We start from the raw sequence: 13,544 nt of genomic DNA, 5'->3' as shown, positions 1-13,544 counted from the left end.
CCATGCCTAACTAACATCCATGTCAGCAACCGCGCCTTCCTCACCATTTGCCTTTCCGATCAAGGTCCTGCCTGAGGATATCGATTTCATGGGCCATGTGAACAATGCGCGGTATCTCAACTGGGTGCAGGATGCGGTGCTCGCACACTGGGAAAAGCTGGCTCCGGTAGATGAGGTCGCGACCAAGGCGTGGGTCGCGCTCAAGCACGAGATCACGTACCGCAAACCGGCTTTCCTCGAAGATGACGTGATCGCGAGCACGGTGCTTGAGCACTTCAAGGGGGCGAGGGCATTTTACCACACAGTCATCCGGCGCGGAGAAGACGTGCTTGCAGAGGTCAAATCGAGCTGGTGCTGCATCGATGCCGAGACGCTGCGCCCGGCCCGGATCGGCGAGCATATGCGCGAGCTGTTCTTCTCCAAAGACGACTGAGCCGCAACACGCATTCGGCGCTTCGCAATTTGCACCGCGGTTTCAAACCTCTATACGCACCCGAATGAGCCGTCCGCGCGTATTTGTTTAAGATGCACCAGCGTTTCACCCTTCCGGGCCGCAACTCTCAGGGTGCGATCGGCCTTGCGCTTGCCGCGCTGATTGCCGGTGGTTGGCTGGGAATTCACGCCTACGGGATGTTCGTATTCGAACTGACATGGGCAAGCCTGCCGGTCGCACTGGCATTGGCAGCGGTGCAAGTCTGGCTTTCGGTCGGTGTCTTCATCGTTTGCCATGACGCGATGCATGGCAGCCTCGTGCCGGGCAGCCCGCGAGCGAACTCGTTGATTGGAACCGTTTTGCTGTTTCTCTATGCGGGCTTTGGCTGGCGCAAATTGCGCAATGCCCATTTCACACATCACAAGCTTGCCGGAAAGGCAGGCGATCCCGACTTCGACGAGCATAACCCAACCGCTTTCGCGCGCTGGTATGCGAGTTTCTTCAAACGCTATTTCGGCTGGCAATCGCTGCTCTATGTGCACACGGTCGTTGGCATCTACTGGCTGGTAATCGGGATCCCGATGGCGCAGATCGTGGTGCTCTACGGTGCGCCCGCTCTCCTGTCCTCGTTGCAGCTATTCTACTTCGGCACCTTCCGCCCGCATCGGCATAGCGAGCCCGAGGTGGACGCGGCCTTTGTCGACAACCACAACACGCGGAGCGATGAATTTGGTACCTTGACCAGTCTCGCAACCTGTTTTCATTTCGGCTATCATCTTGAGCATCACCGGCGGCCCGACGTGCCGTGGTGGGCGCTTCCCCGAGCCCGGCGCGCCGGGATCGGATCGAAACAGGCAGCAAAGGAGATCACCGCATGAGCTGGCTCGAAGCCATTTCGGTCACCCTTGCCGCGCTGGTCGGTATGGAGCTGTTCGCTTGGTACGCGCACAAATACATCATGCATGGCTGGGGGTGGGGATGGCACCGCGATCATCACGAGCCGCATGACAACATGTTCGAGAAGAACGACCTGTTCGCAGTTGTTTTCGGCACAATCAATGCCGCCATGTACATCTTCGGGGCGCTGTATTGGGACGCGCTTTGGTGGGCAGCCCTTGGCGTGAACCTGTACGGCGTGATCTACGCTTTCATCCATGACGGGCTGGTCCATCAGCGCTTTTTCCGCTGGGTCCCGAAAAAGGGCTATGCGAAGCGGCTGGTCCAGGCCCACAAATTGCACCACGCGACAATCGGCAAAGAGGGCGGGGTAAGCTTCGGTTTCGTGATCGCACGCGATCCTCAGAAACTGAAGGCTGAGCTGCGCGAACAGAAAGAGGCCGGACAGGCCGTCGTTCGCGAGAGCGCCGGGGCCTGATCCCTATTCGTTACGGGTTGCGATCCAGCTGCCGGCGACGACCAGGATGGTGAGCGAAATCCAGACATAGGGCGCGCCCAACGTCAGCCATGTAAGAACCGCGCCGATGCTCATTGCGCCTATGGCTGCAAGCTTGGCGGGACGGCTGATGGCGCGCCGTTCGCGCCAGTCGCGCAGCTGCGGCCCCCATTTCGGGTGCTCGACAATCCGCTTTTCCCATTCCGGATTGCTGCGAGCAAAGCAGAACGCGGCCAGCAGCAGGAACGGCACAGTCGGCATGATGGGCAGCACCGCGCCGATCCCGGCCAAAGCAACCGCGACGATGCCTCCTGCCGTATATAGCGGACGCATCCTGGCCCGCCTCTAGGCCGCAGCCAGCCGAGCCGCGTGCTCTTGAACCAGGGCAATCATGTTGGGGACGCCTTGCGTGCGATTGGACGAAAGCTGGTTCTTCAGATCGAAGGGCTCGAGCGCAGATTTCACATCCATTTGTGCCACTTCCTCGGCAGGCTTGTCCTGCACGGCGGCGATCACGAGCGCGACGATACCTTTGGTGATAGCAGCGTTGCTGTCGGCAAGGAAATGCAACTTTTCGGTTTGCTCCGTTGGGTAGACCCAGACCGCCGCCGAACAGCCCCTGACGAGGGTCGCATCGGTTTTCAGCGCGTCGGGCATATCCTCAAGCTCGCGGTAGAGTTCGATCAGCAGGCGATACCGTTCGTCGCCTTCGAGAAATTCGTATTCTTCGAGAATGTCAGGGAGCGTTCGCATGCGCGCTATTTAGGAGCGCTTTTGCTCAAGTCCACTCCGGATGGCCGTAACGCTCTAGAGTTCCACACCGCTGGCGATGGCCTCGAGCTTCTTGATGCGTTCCTTGAGGTCGGCCATTTCGATGCGAGCCGCGCCCACTCCCGCGCCGCCCTCGATTTCCGGTTCGCTTACATTTCCGCCGGAACGGGCCCGCCGGTCGAGCTCTTCGCGCTTCAATTCAAGCCAGCCCTGCCACGCCCTCAGCAAGGCAAAGGCGACCACGCTGATGCCGACCAGACAGGTGGCTGCGATAACGAAAATCGGGTCCATCATTCGTTCAATTCCTCCGTCGTCTTTGAGGAACGCCGCGCGATGTCACCGCGCAGGCTTTCAATCTCACGGGCAATTCGCTGCGCCTTGCGCGCCTCGGAGCTGTTTTCTTCGGTCGCTATCCGCTCGAGCACCTGAACGCGCTCGCGCAGCTCTGCGAGTTCCGCCGCATCGACCTCGTCCGAAGTTGCACTCTGTTTAGCCTTCTGCTGCGGGACTGTGCCTCCTTGGGCGTCCCGGTCCATCATCTGCCGGTTTTCGCGGCGTAGCCGAGTGCTGCGGCCGCGCTCGTAGATCCACAGCAGGACAAACACGATCAAGGCGACGGTGAGCCAGTTCATGGTCGGCTATTCTCCAGTTCCCGAGAAGCCGCAGATGGTTCGCGCAGAGCCTCGATTTCTTCGGCAAGATCCGCTGACCGGTCGGTTGCGATCCGTTCAAGAACCTGTACCCGTTTTTCGAGATCAGGCTTCATGCTGCCAGGAGTCGGCGAGGATGAAGCTTTACGAAAGCGGCGAAGGAGCAGGTAGATGGCGCCGCCGGCTGCGAAAGCCGCAAGGGCAGCAATCTGCAAGGCGTCCATGACAAGGGGGGTGTCTGCACCAAACATCAGGCTTGCTCCGCATTGCGTTGGCTGGAGATCGCTTTTCGCGCGTCGATATCGTCTCGCAGCGCCTCGATTTCGTCCGAAAGTAATTGGCCGCGATCTGTGGCGAGGCGCTCAAGCGCGCGCAGCCGGTCTTCGATCATTTCGGTCCTCTCAGCGATTTCGTTGACCTGCGGTCCGTTCGCGCGGTTCGCAGAACCGATCCCGGCTTGAGAGCGCTTGTAATCGAGAACCTTGGACACGATCCCGTTGATGCTGATGCCGAGGATCAGGACAAGCACTATGACGCTCGAAAAGATGATTGCGATCTCGGGCATTACGCACTCCCCTCGTCGGCGCGGTGCTCCAGCGAGCGCTCGCGCAATTGGTCGATCTCATTACCGAGCTGATAGCCGCTATCGGTGACAATGCGTTCGACATTGTTGAGTCGATCTTTCACCGACGAAAGTTCAGCGCGCAGCTCGGCGTTCTCTTGCGTGAGCAGGGTGACGCGCTGTTTGGCCTCGTTGTCGGTTGCTGGCTTGAGCGCTTGTCCCCATGTCCCCTCGAGCGGGTAGCCATGTTTGATCCGCAAGCGAGTGGTATGGATCCACCCTGCGATACCTGCGGCTCCCAAGGCCAGTCCGCCCCCGATTATCCACGGAAGGTGCGGAGCCAGCGTCGCTGCTGCGTCGATGCTCATGCCTTTTCCCTTTCGCTGATGTCGAGCGGGACACCGCTGCCGCTTTGCTCGACCTCGCGAGTGTCGCGTAGCGCTTCGATTTGAGTGGCGATGTCGTACCCGCGATCCGTTACGATGCGTTCGAGTACTTGAACGCGGTCCTCGAGTTTTGCGATCTGGCTAGTATATTGCGCGGCTTTCTCAGCTGTCGCTCGCGCAGTCGTGTCGACCTGCATTTCGGCGATCTTCTGCTTATGCTTTGCCCAGATTGCGGTGATCGGGATGCCGCAACCGAATATGATTGCGATGATTGGTATGAGTTCCCCTGGCACGTAAGCCTCCCGGTAAGTGTTGTCTGCCTTAGCGCAGGCGCTCGATTTCGGCGGTCAGGCGTGGATTGCTGCTGACATAGTGCGTCTCGACAGCGGCAAGCCGGCGATCGATGTCGCGGAAATTGGCGCGAATTTCGCGAGCCGTGCGCTTGGGGCTCTGCCGGACGCGCTGCCAGTACTTCTGTTCGCCTTCATCGCGGTAAAGGTGCGGCGGCTTTTTGCTCATGAGGAAGCCGGCGGCGAAGTAGGCGAGGATTGGCCAGCCCAAACCGATTGTCAGAGCAATCAGGCCAAGCCGGATCCAGAGCACATTGATGCCAGTGTACTCGGCAATCCCGGAACACACGCCCATCAATTTGCCGTTGGCCTTGTCGCGATAGATTGTGGTGCGGGGCGAATTCATTGGTTGGTTCCTTTCTTTTCGGCCATCAGCTGTTCGAGTTCTCGCAGCTGCTGATTGTCACTCTCTTGGTCCGCCATGAGACGCCTTACCGGAGAGAACGATGGGTCATCGGATGCGACGAGGCGTTCGACTGTGTCCATGCGCTCATCGAGCCGTTTGGCGAGGTTGTAGAGCTCCTCGAGCAGGACCTCGTCATCGCTGGTGATGGTCGCGGCGGTCTTCCACTTCGTCACATAGTGAAGAATGATCCACGGCAGAGCGATGAACAGAACGGGCAAAATTATTACAAGGTCAGCGTCCACGATTTATTCCCCTTTGCTCTGTTTGCTCTGGGCGCTGTCCTTGCCGAGCGCCTTCTTCATTTCTGCAAGCTCGTCGTCGATCGCATCAGCACCTTCGAGTGCGGCGATCTCGTCCGAGAGCGACGGCTGGCCCTCTTCGGCGATGGACAGCGCGTCGGCGCGGCCTTCTGCGTAATCGACACGGCGTTCGAGCTGGTCGAAACGCGACAGCGCTTCGTCGGTCCGCTCGGTGCTCATCAGTGTACGCAGCTTGACGCGGTTTTCCGCGCTTTCGAGGCGTGCCGCGATGGCAGTCTGGCGGCTGCGCGCTTCGCGCAGGCGATGCTGCAGCTTCTGGATATCGTCCTCGTAAGCGCGAAGAGCATCGTCGAGCACTGCAATCTCGGCCTTCAGCTGGTCGGCCATGCTGACAGCTTTCTTCTTTTCGACCAGCGCTGCACGGGCAAGATCTTCGCGATCTTTCGACAATGCGAGCTGCGCCTTCTCGGCCCAGTCATTCTGCAGCCGGTCCAGTTTGACGACATGGCGGTGCATTTCTTTCTGGTCGGCAATCGTGCGTGCCGCACTTGCCCGCACTTCGACCAATGTCTCCTCCATCTCGAGGATGATCATGCGGATCATCTTCGACGGATCATCCGCCTTGTCGAGCATGTCGTTGAAATTGGCGGCGACGATGTCGCGCGTGCGGCTGAAAATACCCATGAAGGCTACTCCGTCTAGAAATGGGTTGGTTGCGCTCTGCTTCGAATCGTTTTCGCGCTTGCGCTCTTGAGATTGCGTCGGGGTGGGGCTGCGGCGCAAGGCTTCGATTTCGGCATCGAGCCGGGAAAGCTTGCCCTGGCGTTGAAGCGAACCCGCAGGGCGGGCCGGAGCGGTGCTGCTATCAAGGCCTAGCGCAGATTTGCCCGAGCCAGATGCAGGCTTAGCGGGGGACTTTGCTCGCTCCGGCCCAAGCGGATTGGATTCGTTCTTGCTCACGAGGATGCTCAAGCGATCTCGACCAGCATGACCGAACTAGCATGCGGATGGGCGAGAGTTGCTGCGTGCGCTTCGCTCGCGTCGAACTGAGTGGTGAAGACGACCATGGCGGTCATCGCGGTGATGCTGGCAAGCGCGGCCTGGCCAAGTTTGCTGGACCAGAAGCTCTTTGCTAAAAACAGGCTCTTGTACATCGTGGGTTTCTCCCGGCGTTGCGAAGCCCGGCCCCGTGCCGGTGTGTCGCCATTCTTACCCACGTATCTGCAACCTGCGTGCCAAAACCGAAAAACCCCGAAATTCTGCGGCTCTTGATCGAATTCAAATACCTCATGTTGGTTTCTGTTGCCAAGCATTGGGAAATTTCACTATAGGTTGGTTGTGGAGCGGGATAATCAATTCATCGGCCAGTCCGGCGCATTCCTCGATGCGGTGGAGCGCGCCTCGCGCGCTGCCCCCATGAGCCGGCCTGTGCTCGTTATTGGAGAGCGCGGAACCGGTAAGGAACTCATAGCCGAGCGGCTTCACCGTCTGTCGACACGCTGGGATGAGCCGCTTGTCACCATGAATTGCGCGGCGCTCCCTGAAACCTTGATCGAGGCCGAATTGTTCGGTCACGAAGCCGGAGCCTTCACTGGTGCTACCAAAGCTCGCACCGGAAGATTCGAGGAAGCCGACAAGGGTACTTTATTCCTCGACGAACTGGGCACTCTGTCGATGGGCGCGCAAGAGCGGCTGCTGAGGGCGGTAGAATATGGCGAGGTCACGCGGATCGGATCTTCGAGGCCGGTGCGGGTCGACGTGCGGATTGTCGCGGCCACAAATGACGACCTTCCGGCTCTAGCAAAGAGCGGAGATTTTCGTGCCGATTTGCTGGACCGGTTGAGCTTCGAGGTCATTACGCTGCCGCCGCTGCGCGTACGCGAAGGGGATGTCGGCGTGCTGGCAGAATATTTTGCACGGCGCATGGCGGCCGAGCTCGATTGGCACCATTGGCCGGGATTTGCGTCCCATGTCATGAAAAGCCTCGAGGAGTATGCCTGGCCCGGCAACGTGCGCGAGCTGCGCAACGTGGTCGAACGTGCTGTCTACCGCTGGGATGATCCTGAATCCCCGATCGCGCATGTCCAGTTCGATCCGTTCGACAGTCCGTGGAAGCCGGAGGCCCCGCCGCACCGCAAATCGGGTGCATCCGATGTTCGCTTGCCAGCTCCGGCCTCGGCATCACCGGAGGGCGGCGTCACGATGGGCGTCGATTTCGAAAATATCGATGACCTGCGCGCAGCCGTGGATGCGCATGAGAGATCGATTGTCGAACACGCATTGGGCAAGCATCGCTGGAACCAGCGCCAGACCGCCAAGGCCCTGGGGCTGAGCTATGACCAGCTGCGCCACGCCATCAAGAAGCATGCGCTGATGCAGGAAACCGATGACTAGGGCCTCGCCGGCGCGCTAACCCATCCTTTACATCGTATGCGTATGTTGCGGCGGCTTGAAGGAGGCTCCATGCGCATCGTAAGCGACGTGATCGACACCATTTTCGGTAGTATCCGGCTGATATTCGCTCTTGGATTCGGGGCGATAACCCTGTTCGGCCTTTTCATAACGTATGGAACAACTGTTTTCGCTACTGAGGCTGCCGCGAGTGCCGAACGTACGCGTGAAAGCGCAATCGCAGCCAAGCAGGAAGAACGTCGCAGTGAGCAACTCGCCGAAGGCGGGTGGGGCTATGAACGCGCCGAGAGCGGAGCTGGTCGCACCAGCAACGGGTCCGACGAGGATGTCGGTGGTTGGGGTAGCGGCAACTAATCCGATCGAATTCGGGCAATTTTCGACCTCACTTCATCGCAACCTGCAAGATTTCCTTCACAAATTACCTTCTCGCCTTGTGCTTTGTCGGGTGTTGGTTGGACAAAACGTTCGGCGAATGACCGCCGGAGGCCGGATGCTGGGGGATCAGCTGCGGCCTCTTTTGTGGAGGAGTAGAGTCTTGGGACTGAATACAAAATCAATGCTTGCACTTGGGGTCGCACTCGGGGGCATGGGGATCGCCCTTTCATCGCCAGCACAGGGTCAGGGAAACGGCCCTCGCGCAGGCGATAAGATTCCGAACAGTTTTATTTGCGTCTTCAACACGCAGGATGTGGCGCGCGGCAATGTCCGTGCAGAAGCCGCTCGGCTCAGCAATGCCAATGGCGGCCAGCTGAAGCGGGTTTACCGAAACACGATCCGCGGGTTCTCAACCAATATGAGCGCCACCGCGGTCGAGCGGATGCAGCGCCTTTCGCCCAACATCGCCTATTGCGATCAGGATCAGGTCGTCACGACCACCCAACGCGGCAAGAAACCGCCGAAAGATGGCGGCGGAGCAGGCACTTTCGCAACCGCATGGGTCATTGATAGCGGGATCGACCTCGACCATCCCGATCTGAACGTCGACAGGTCGCGGTCTTTCAACGCAGTCGGGCGTGATGCCGATGGCCAGAACGGCCACGGCACACATGTTGCCGGCACTATTGCCGCGATCGACAATGCGATTGGTGTCGTCGGCGTCGCTCCGGGAGCGCCGGTCGTGTCGGGTCGTGTGCTTGATCGCCGCGGCTCGGGTTCGACTTCCGGCGTGATTGCCGGCGTAGATTACGTTGCAGCCAATGGCAGCGCAGGTGATGTCGCGAACATGAGCCTTGGCGGCGGGGTCAGCACCTCGCTTGACCAGGCAGTGATCTCGGCGTCGCAAACCGGCGTGAAGTTTGTTCTCGCAGCGGGAAATGAAAGTCGTGATGCCAATCAAAGTTCGCCTGCGCGAGCAAACGGCAACAACATCTACACCATCTCGGCGTTCTCGCAGGGTGACCGGTTCGCCAGTTTTTCGAACTTTGGCAACCCGCCGGTCGATTACGCATCGCCTGGTGTAGCTGTTAAGTCGACATGGAAGAGCGGCGGCTACAACACGATCTCCGGCACTTCGATGGCGGCACCGCATTTCGCGGGCATCTTGCTGCAAGGCGCCTCGGCCAATGATGGCACGGTCAGCGGCGATCCGGATGGCAATGCCGACGTGATCCGCGTCGTTCAGTAAACGAACGCACCGTAAGAAGATGAAGAGCCCGGTTCGCGCCGGGCTCTTTTTTTGGCCCAAAGCAAATCGGTGAATATCGGTTAGGCTTAATCGTCAGTCATCTTCTTTCAGTCGCTGGAAGCTGTTCCCGTTCAGATTTCGGTTCTTATTTCGATGGGCCGGACGGGAAGACAAAATGACACATGCAATCTCGCGCCGCCGGAGGGCTACAGCTGCCCTGCTGGCAGTCGGTATGGGTGCAGCCGGTGTTGGCGCAGCGATTTGTGCAGGGCCGCTGATGGCGCATCACCAATGGGGCTCCTACGCATGGGCTTCTGATGGGGTGAATCCGGTTGCCGCGACCGTGGTCGACAACACCGACGCACGCTGGACCGCACATGTCGATCGCGCCATGGGTGACTGGAACTCGTCGCAGTCCATTCAGTCTCCGATGGAATATGGCAACAATTCGAGCTGCGTGATGGTCACCGGCACTATCTAGGTCTGCAACGACGATTATGGCGACGTTGGCTGGCTGGGCCTTGCAACAATCGCTTTGTCTAACGACCAGATCACAGCCGGCTCAACCAAACTGAACGACAATTTCTTCGAACGAGACGCCTACAACACATACAGCTGGCGGCAGTTGGTCACCTGTCAGGAGATCGGGCAGGATGACGGCCTTGGTCACCAGAACGAGGATTTCAGCGTCGACCTTACGACATCCTGCATGGAATACACTCGCCAGCCGGATGGCAATGAAAGCCCCGATGCTCATGATTTTGAGGAGCTTGCCCGGATGTATGGGGGCGGCTCGGGCGGCCCTGACGACAGTGACGGCGGAGGCGGCAAGGGCAAAGGTGGCGGCAATGGCGGTGGCAAGCCTGATGGGAAGGGCGGCGGCAAGGGCAAGAACAAGAGCCGCGTCGCGCTTCCGGCAGTCGGCAACACGCCTGCGAATTGGGGACGTCCCACCGCATTTCTGCCCAATGGCAAACCGTTCCGGTTCGAAAAAGATTCCGGCGGGGTCAAGTTTGTGACCCACGTGACTTGGGCACCAGAGAATTACGATGGCGGCCACGGAGATGATCACCACCATTGATCGCGCGAAACCTGCATTGGCGAGAAGGGTCCGGTGGATACCGGGCCCTTTTTCGTTGCAATCGCGGCGATGCCTGACTATTTGCGTCTCATCCCGACATTGTCGATACAAGGTTTGGATGCTGGCGCCGAGAGGGGCCGGCCCCAATCGCCTTTGTCATATTGCTCGGTTAGACGGAGACCCGATGAGCGACATTGAACGCCTGACACAATTGATCGAACCCGAAGCAAAAGCTTTGGGTTTCGAGCTTGTGCGCGTGAAGATGATGCCGTCGGAAGCCGGTGATGGCGGCGAAGCGCTCCAGATAATGGCTGAGGATCCGGCGACGGGTCAGCTCGTGATCGAACAATGCGCAGAGCTTTCGCGCCGTGTCTCCGACATGATGGACGCCCATGAAGAAGCGGGCGAAGCGTTAATTGAAGGTGCGTATCACCTCGAAGTGTCTTCGCCCGGAATTGACCGTCCTCTCACCCGCGAGAAGGATTTCTCCGAATGGGCCGGTCACGAAGCTCGCATCGTCATGACCAAGGGTTGGTCGGGCGATGACAAGGGCCAGCGCGTCTTCAAGGGCGACCTTGTTGGCATTGAGGCCGGCATGGTGCGACTGACCGATAAGAAAAATGGCGCGGTCGAATTGCCGCGCGAACAGATACATACGGCGAAACTCGTCCTGACAGACGCGCTTATCGCTGCAACAAAGCCGCTTGATACGAGCGGTGCCGACGAAATCGAAGAAGTAGAAAAGGCAGACGATTGATGGCCAGTGCCATTTCCGCCAACAAGGCAGAACTCCTCGCAATTGCAAACTCGGTTGCGTCCGAAAAGATGATCGACAAATCGATCGTCATCGAAGCAATGGAAGAGGCGATCCAGAAAAGCGCGCGCAACCGCTATGGTGCGGAAAACGATATTCGCGCCAAGCTCGATCCCCAGACCGGCGACCTTACGCTTTGGCGAGTCGTCGAGGTGGTCGAGGAAGTCGAAGACTACTTCAAGCAGGTCGACCTGAAACAGGCTGCCAAGCTGAAGGAAGATGCTGCAGTGGGTGACTTCCTCGTCGATCCACTCCCGCCGGTCGATCTGGGCCGTATCGACGCGCAAAGCGCCAAGCAGGTGATCTTCCAGAAGGTCCGCGATGCAGAACGCGAGCGTCAGTTCGAAGAGTTCAAGGATCGCGCAGGCGAAGTCATCACCGGCGTGATCAAGTCGGTCGAATTCGGCCATGTGATTGTCAATCTGGGCCGCGCCGAGGGTGTCATCCGCCGCGATCAGCAAATCCCTCGCGAAGCTGCCCGTGTTGGCGAGCGCGTCCGCGCGCTCATCACCAAGGTGGAGCGCAACAATCGCGGTCCGCAGATCTTCCTGAGCCGCGCTGCGCCTGATTTCATGCGCAAGCTGTTCGCACAGGAAGTGCCGGAAATTTACGATGGTATCATCGAGATCAAGGCCGCCGCCCGCGATCCGGGTTCGCGCGCCAAGATCGGCGTTATCAGCCATGACAGCTCGATCGACCCTGTCGGCGCCTGCGTCGGAATGAAGGGCAGCCGTGTCCAGGCCGTCGTGCAGGAGTTGCAGGGCGAAAAGATCGATATCATTCCGTGGTCGGAAGACACCGCGACCTTTGTCGTGAACGCGCTTCAGCCTGCAACCGTGGCCCGCGTTGTCCTTGACGAGGAAGAAGGCCGCATCGAAGTCGTCGTTCCTGATGACCAGCTTTCGCTGGCTATCGACCGCCGCGGCCAGAACGTGCGTCTCGCCAGTCAGCTGACCGGACACCAGATCGACATCATGACCGAGGAAGAGGCTTCCGAGAAGCGCTCCAAGGAATTCGCAGAGCGTTCGAAAATGTTCGAGGAAGAACTCGACGTCGACGAAACGCTCTCGCAGCTGCTCGTGGCCGAAGGTTTCGCGATGCTCGAAGAAGTCGCCTATGTCGACAAGGCCGAGCTCGCTGCGATCGAAGGCTTCGACGAGGAACTCGCCGAAGAATTGCAGAGCCGCGCTATTGAAGCGCTCGAGCGGCAGGAAGAGGTGCACCGCGCCGCCCGCCGCGAACTGGGCGTCGAAGACGACCTTGCTGAAATGCCGCACCTTTCCGAAGCGATGCTTGTCACGCTCGGCAAGGCCGGGATCAAGAATCTGGATGATCTCGCCGATCTTGCGACCGACGAGTTGATCGCCAAGAAGCGTGAAGCACCGCGCCGCCGCAACAATGCCGATGGCCCGCCGATGCGGCGCCCGCAGCGTGAGCAGGACAAGGGCGGCGTTCTCGGCGAATACGGCCTATCGGAAGAGCAGGGCAACGAGATCATCATGGCGGCCCGCGCGCACTGGTTCGAAGACGAGGAGCCTGCTCAGGCTTCCGCTGAGCCTGACACTCAGGAGGCCGCCGATGCGGACTCCACCCAATGAGCGCGTAAGTTCTGACATCGCTGAAACGCCCCGCTCCCCGGAAGCTGCCGACGCTTCCGGGAGCGAGCGGCGCTGCATCCTTTCAGGGAAAAGCGGTCCGCGCGCTACGCTAGTGCGGTTGGCTGTATCTCCTGACGGCGTGGTCCTGCCCGACCCCGGCGCCAAGGCGCCAGGGCGCGGTGCGTGGATCGCCCCCGATCGTAGCGCACTTGAAGCAGCGATTACGGATGGCCATTTCAAGAGAGCCCTGATGCGCGCCTTCAAGGGCGGGCCGAACGGCGTCACCCTTTCCTACTCGGACGAATTGCCGCAGCAGATCGAAATGGCGCTGACCCGGCATTTCACCGACCGATTGGGTCTCGAACTTCGCGCTGGCAACATTGTGCTTGGTTCCAGCCGGATAGAGGAGCAAGCGCGGCAAGGCCGTATCGGGCTGCTGCTTCATTCAAGTGATAGCAGCGCCGATGGGCGCAAAAAGCTCGATCAGGCCTGGCGTGTCGGCGCCGAAATTGAAGGGTCCGGCGAGCGCGGACAGGTCTTGCCACTGGACCGCGACACGCTGTCTGTGGCATTGGGCCGCGAGAATGTCGTCCATTTGGGCGTTTCGGGGCGGCCGGGCGACGCGAGCGCGCCAAGCCAGAAACGCGCAGCTTCCCGAGTTGCGCAGGCGGCGAGCCGCCTTACGAGCTTTGTGAGTGGCATTTCAGCCTCTTGTGATCGGTCGGTAGATGATGAAGCCGGCCAAGCGCCAGCCGGAACATCCGGCGGCGACAGAATTAATTCGTGAAGGACTATTGAGCTAGA

General features: G+C 59.6%; 23 protein-coding genes. 11 read left to right on the top strand and 12 right to left on the bottom strand.

Annotation, left to right across the window (positions count from 1 at the left end):
- The first annotated feature begins 19 nt into the window (after nucleotides 1–19).
- From AC0L39_RS12425 to AC0L39_RS12415, 3 genes are all read left to right on the top strand, one after another.
- The gene (locus AC0L39_RS12425; protein ID WP_473258304.1) at nucleotides 20–433 is read left to right on the top strand and encodes an acyl-CoA thioesterase; all 414 of its coding nucleotides are present in this window, start codon (nucleotides 20–22) and stop codon (nucleotides 431–433) included.
- A 92-nt stretch (nucleotides 434–525) separates the two neighbouring features.
- The gene (locus AC0L39_RS12420) at nucleotides 526–1,311 is read left to right on the top strand and encodes a fatty acid desaturase (protein WP_473258302.1); all 786 of its coding nucleotides are present in this window, start codon (nucleotides 526–528) and stop codon (nucleotides 1,309–1,311) included.
- Complete coding sequence (locus AC0L39_RS12415; protein ID WP_473258301.1) at nucleotides 1,308–1,808, top strand: sterol desaturase family protein; 501 nt, start codon at nucleotides 1,308–1,310, stop codon at nucleotides 1,806–1,808. The genes AC0L39_RS12420 and AC0L39_RS12415 overlap by 4 nt, the downstream gene beginning before the upstream one ends.
- Nucleotides 1,809–1,811: 3 nt before the next feature.
- On the opposite strand, the gene AC0L39_RS12410 is transcribed toward AC0L39_RS12415, so the two are convergent.
- The 12 genes from AC0L39_RS12410 to AC0L39_RS12355 are packed head-to-tail and all read right to left on the bottom strand — an operon-like array spanning nucleotide 1,812 to nucleotide 6,365.
- Nucleotides 1,812–2,159, bottom strand: coding sequence for a YbaN family protein (locus AC0L39_RS12410; protein WP_473258300.1), 348 nt, complete (start codon nucleotides 2,157–2,159; stop codon nucleotides 1,812–1,814).
- A gap of 12 nt (nucleotides 2,160–2,171) precedes the next feature.
- On the bottom strand, nucleotides 2,172–2,579 hold the full coding sequence (locus AC0L39_RS12405; RefSeq protein ID WP_473258298.1) for a SufE family protein: 408 nt from the start codon (nucleotides 2,577–2,579) through the stop codon (nucleotides 2,172–2,174).
- Between the two features lie 54 nt (nucleotides 2,580–2,633).
- Nucleotides 2,634–2,891 (bottom strand): hypothetical protein, encoded by a 258-nt coding sequence (locus tag AC0L39_RS12400; RefSeq protein ID WP_473258296.1) that lies wholly within the window; start codon nucleotides 2,889–2,891, stop codon nucleotides 2,634–2,636.
- Nucleotides 2,888–3,229, bottom strand: coding sequence for a hypothetical protein (locus AC0L39_RS12395; protein WP_473258294.1), 342 nt, complete (start codon nucleotides 3,227–3,229; stop codon nucleotides 2,888–2,890). The genes AC0L39_RS12400 and AC0L39_RS12395 overlap by 4 nt, the downstream gene beginning before the upstream one ends.
- Nucleotides 3,226–3,498 (bottom strand): hypothetical protein, encoded by a 273-nt coding sequence (locus AC0L39_RS12390; RefSeq protein WP_473258292.1) that lies wholly within the window; start codon nucleotides 3,496–3,498, stop codon nucleotides 3,226–3,228. The genes AC0L39_RS12395 and AC0L39_RS12390 overlap by 4 nt, the downstream gene beginning before the upstream one ends.
- The gene (locus tag AC0L39_RS12385) at nucleotides 3,498–3,812 is read right to left on the bottom strand and encodes a hypothetical protein (RefSeq protein ID WP_473258290.1); all 315 of its coding nucleotides are present in this window, start codon (nucleotides 3,810–3,812) and stop codon (nucleotides 3,498–3,500) included. The genes AC0L39_RS12390 and AC0L39_RS12385 overlap by 1 nt, the downstream gene beginning before the upstream one ends.
- Nucleotides 3,812–4,177, bottom strand: a complete 366-nt coding sequence (locus AC0L39_RS12380) for a hypothetical protein (RefSeq protein ID WP_473258289.1) — start codon at nucleotides 4,175–4,177, stop codon at nucleotides 3,812–3,814. Before AC0L39_RS12380 ends, AC0L39_RS12385 begins: the two co-directional genes overlap by 1 nt.
- On the bottom strand, nucleotides 4,174–4,488 hold the full coding sequence (locus AC0L39_RS12375; RefSeq protein WP_473258287.1) for a hypothetical protein: 315 nt from the start codon (nucleotides 4,486–4,488) through the stop codon (nucleotides 4,174–4,176). The genes AC0L39_RS12380 and AC0L39_RS12375 overlap by 4 nt, the downstream gene beginning before the upstream one ends.
- Before the next feature lie 28 nt (nucleotides 4,489–4,516).
- The gene (gene pspC / locus AC0L39_RS12370; RefSeq protein WP_473258285.1) at nucleotides 4,517–4,891 is read right to left on the bottom strand and encodes an envelope stress response membrane protein PspC; all 375 of its coding nucleotides are present in this window, start codon (nucleotides 4,889–4,891) and stop codon (nucleotides 4,517–4,519) included.
- Entirely contained in the window at nucleotides 4,888–5,193 is a 306-nt protein-coding gene (gene pspB / locus AC0L39_RS12365; RefSeq protein WP_473258283.1) for an envelope stress response membrane protein PspB, read from the bottom strand. Before pspB ends, pspC begins: the two co-directional genes overlap by 4 nt.
- Nucleotides 5,194–5,196: 3 nt before the next feature.
- Nucleotides 5,197–6,171: a phage shock protein PspA gene (gene pspA / locus AC0L39_RS12360; protein ID WP_473258282.1), complete on the bottom strand. Its 975-nt coding sequence runs from the start codon at nucleotides 6,169–6,171 to the stop codon at nucleotides 5,197–5,199.
- Nucleotides 6,172–6,179: 8 nt separating this feature from the next.
- Nucleotides 6,180–6,365, bottom strand: coding sequence for a hypothetical protein (locus AC0L39_RS12355; RefSeq protein ID WP_473258280.1), 186 nt, complete (start codon nucleotides 6,363–6,365; stop codon nucleotides 6,180–6,182).
- Nucleotides 6,366–6,549: 184 nt separating this feature from the next.
- On the opposite strand from AC0L39_RS12355, the gene pspF reads away from it, so the two are divergent.
- The 8 genes from pspF to AC0L39_RS12315 all read left to right on the top strand — a co-directional run bounded on the left by pspF (nucleotide 6,550) and on the right by AC0L39_RS12315 (nucleotide 13,527).
- Nucleotides 6,550–7,605, top strand: a complete 1,056-nt coding sequence (pspF, locus tag AC0L39_RS12350) for a phage shock protein operon transcriptional activator (RefSeq protein WP_473258279.1) — start codon at nucleotides 6,550–6,552, stop codon at nucleotides 7,603–7,605.
- Nucleotides 7,606–7,674: 69 nt separating this feature from the next.
- Nucleotides 7,675–7,977: a hypothetical protein gene (locus tag AC0L39_RS12345; RefSeq protein WP_473258277.1), complete on the top strand. Its 303-nt coding sequence runs from the start codon at nucleotides 7,675–7,677 to the stop codon at nucleotides 7,975–7,977.
- A 202-nt stretch (nucleotides 7,978–8,179) separates the two neighbouring features.
- A complete protein-coding gene (locus AC0L39_RS12340; RefSeq protein ID WP_473258275.1) occupies nucleotides 8,180–9,247 on the top strand; it encodes a S8 family serine peptidase in 1,068 nt (355 codons plus the stop codon).
- A gap of 175 nt (nucleotides 9,248–9,422) precedes the next feature.
- Complete coding sequence (locus AC0L39_RS12335; protein ID WP_473258274.1) at nucleotides 9,423–9,728, top strand: hypothetical protein; 306 nt, start codon at nucleotides 9,423–9,425, stop codon at nucleotides 9,726–9,728.
- Between the two features lie 54 nt (nucleotides 9,729–9,782).
- Nucleotides 9,783–10,328, top strand: a complete 546-nt coding sequence (locus tag AC0L39_RS12330) for a hypothetical protein (protein ID WP_473258272.1) — start codon at nucleotides 9,783–9,785, stop codon at nucleotides 10,326–10,328.
- Nucleotides 10,329–10,512: 184 nt separating this feature from the next.
- Nucleotides 10,513–11,085, top strand: a complete 573-nt coding sequence (rimP, locus tag AC0L39_RS12325) for a ribosome maturation protein RimP (protein ID WP_473258271.1) — start codon at nucleotides 10,513–10,515, stop codon at nucleotides 11,083–11,085.
- Complete coding sequence (gene nusA / locus AC0L39_RS12320) at nucleotides 11,085–12,740, top strand: transcription termination factor NusA (RefSeq protein WP_473258269.1); 1,656 nt, start codon at nucleotides 11,085–11,087, stop codon at nucleotides 12,738–12,740. Before rimP ends, nusA begins: the two co-directional genes overlap by 1 nt.
- Nucleotides 12,721–13,527 (top strand): DUF448 domain-containing protein, encoded by an 807-nt coding sequence (locus AC0L39_RS12315; RefSeq protein WP_473258267.1) that lies wholly within the window; start codon nucleotides 12,721–12,723, stop codon nucleotides 13,525–13,527. Before nusA ends, AC0L39_RS12315 begins: the two co-directional genes overlap by 20 nt.
- Nucleotides 13,528–13,544 lie beyond the last annotated feature (17 nt).

The sequence above is a fragment of the Erythrobacter sp. K21-9 genome, assembly GCF_055808355.1.
Note: the sequence above shows the minus strand (reverse complement) of the source record. Positions and strands in the feature narration are given on the sequence as shown.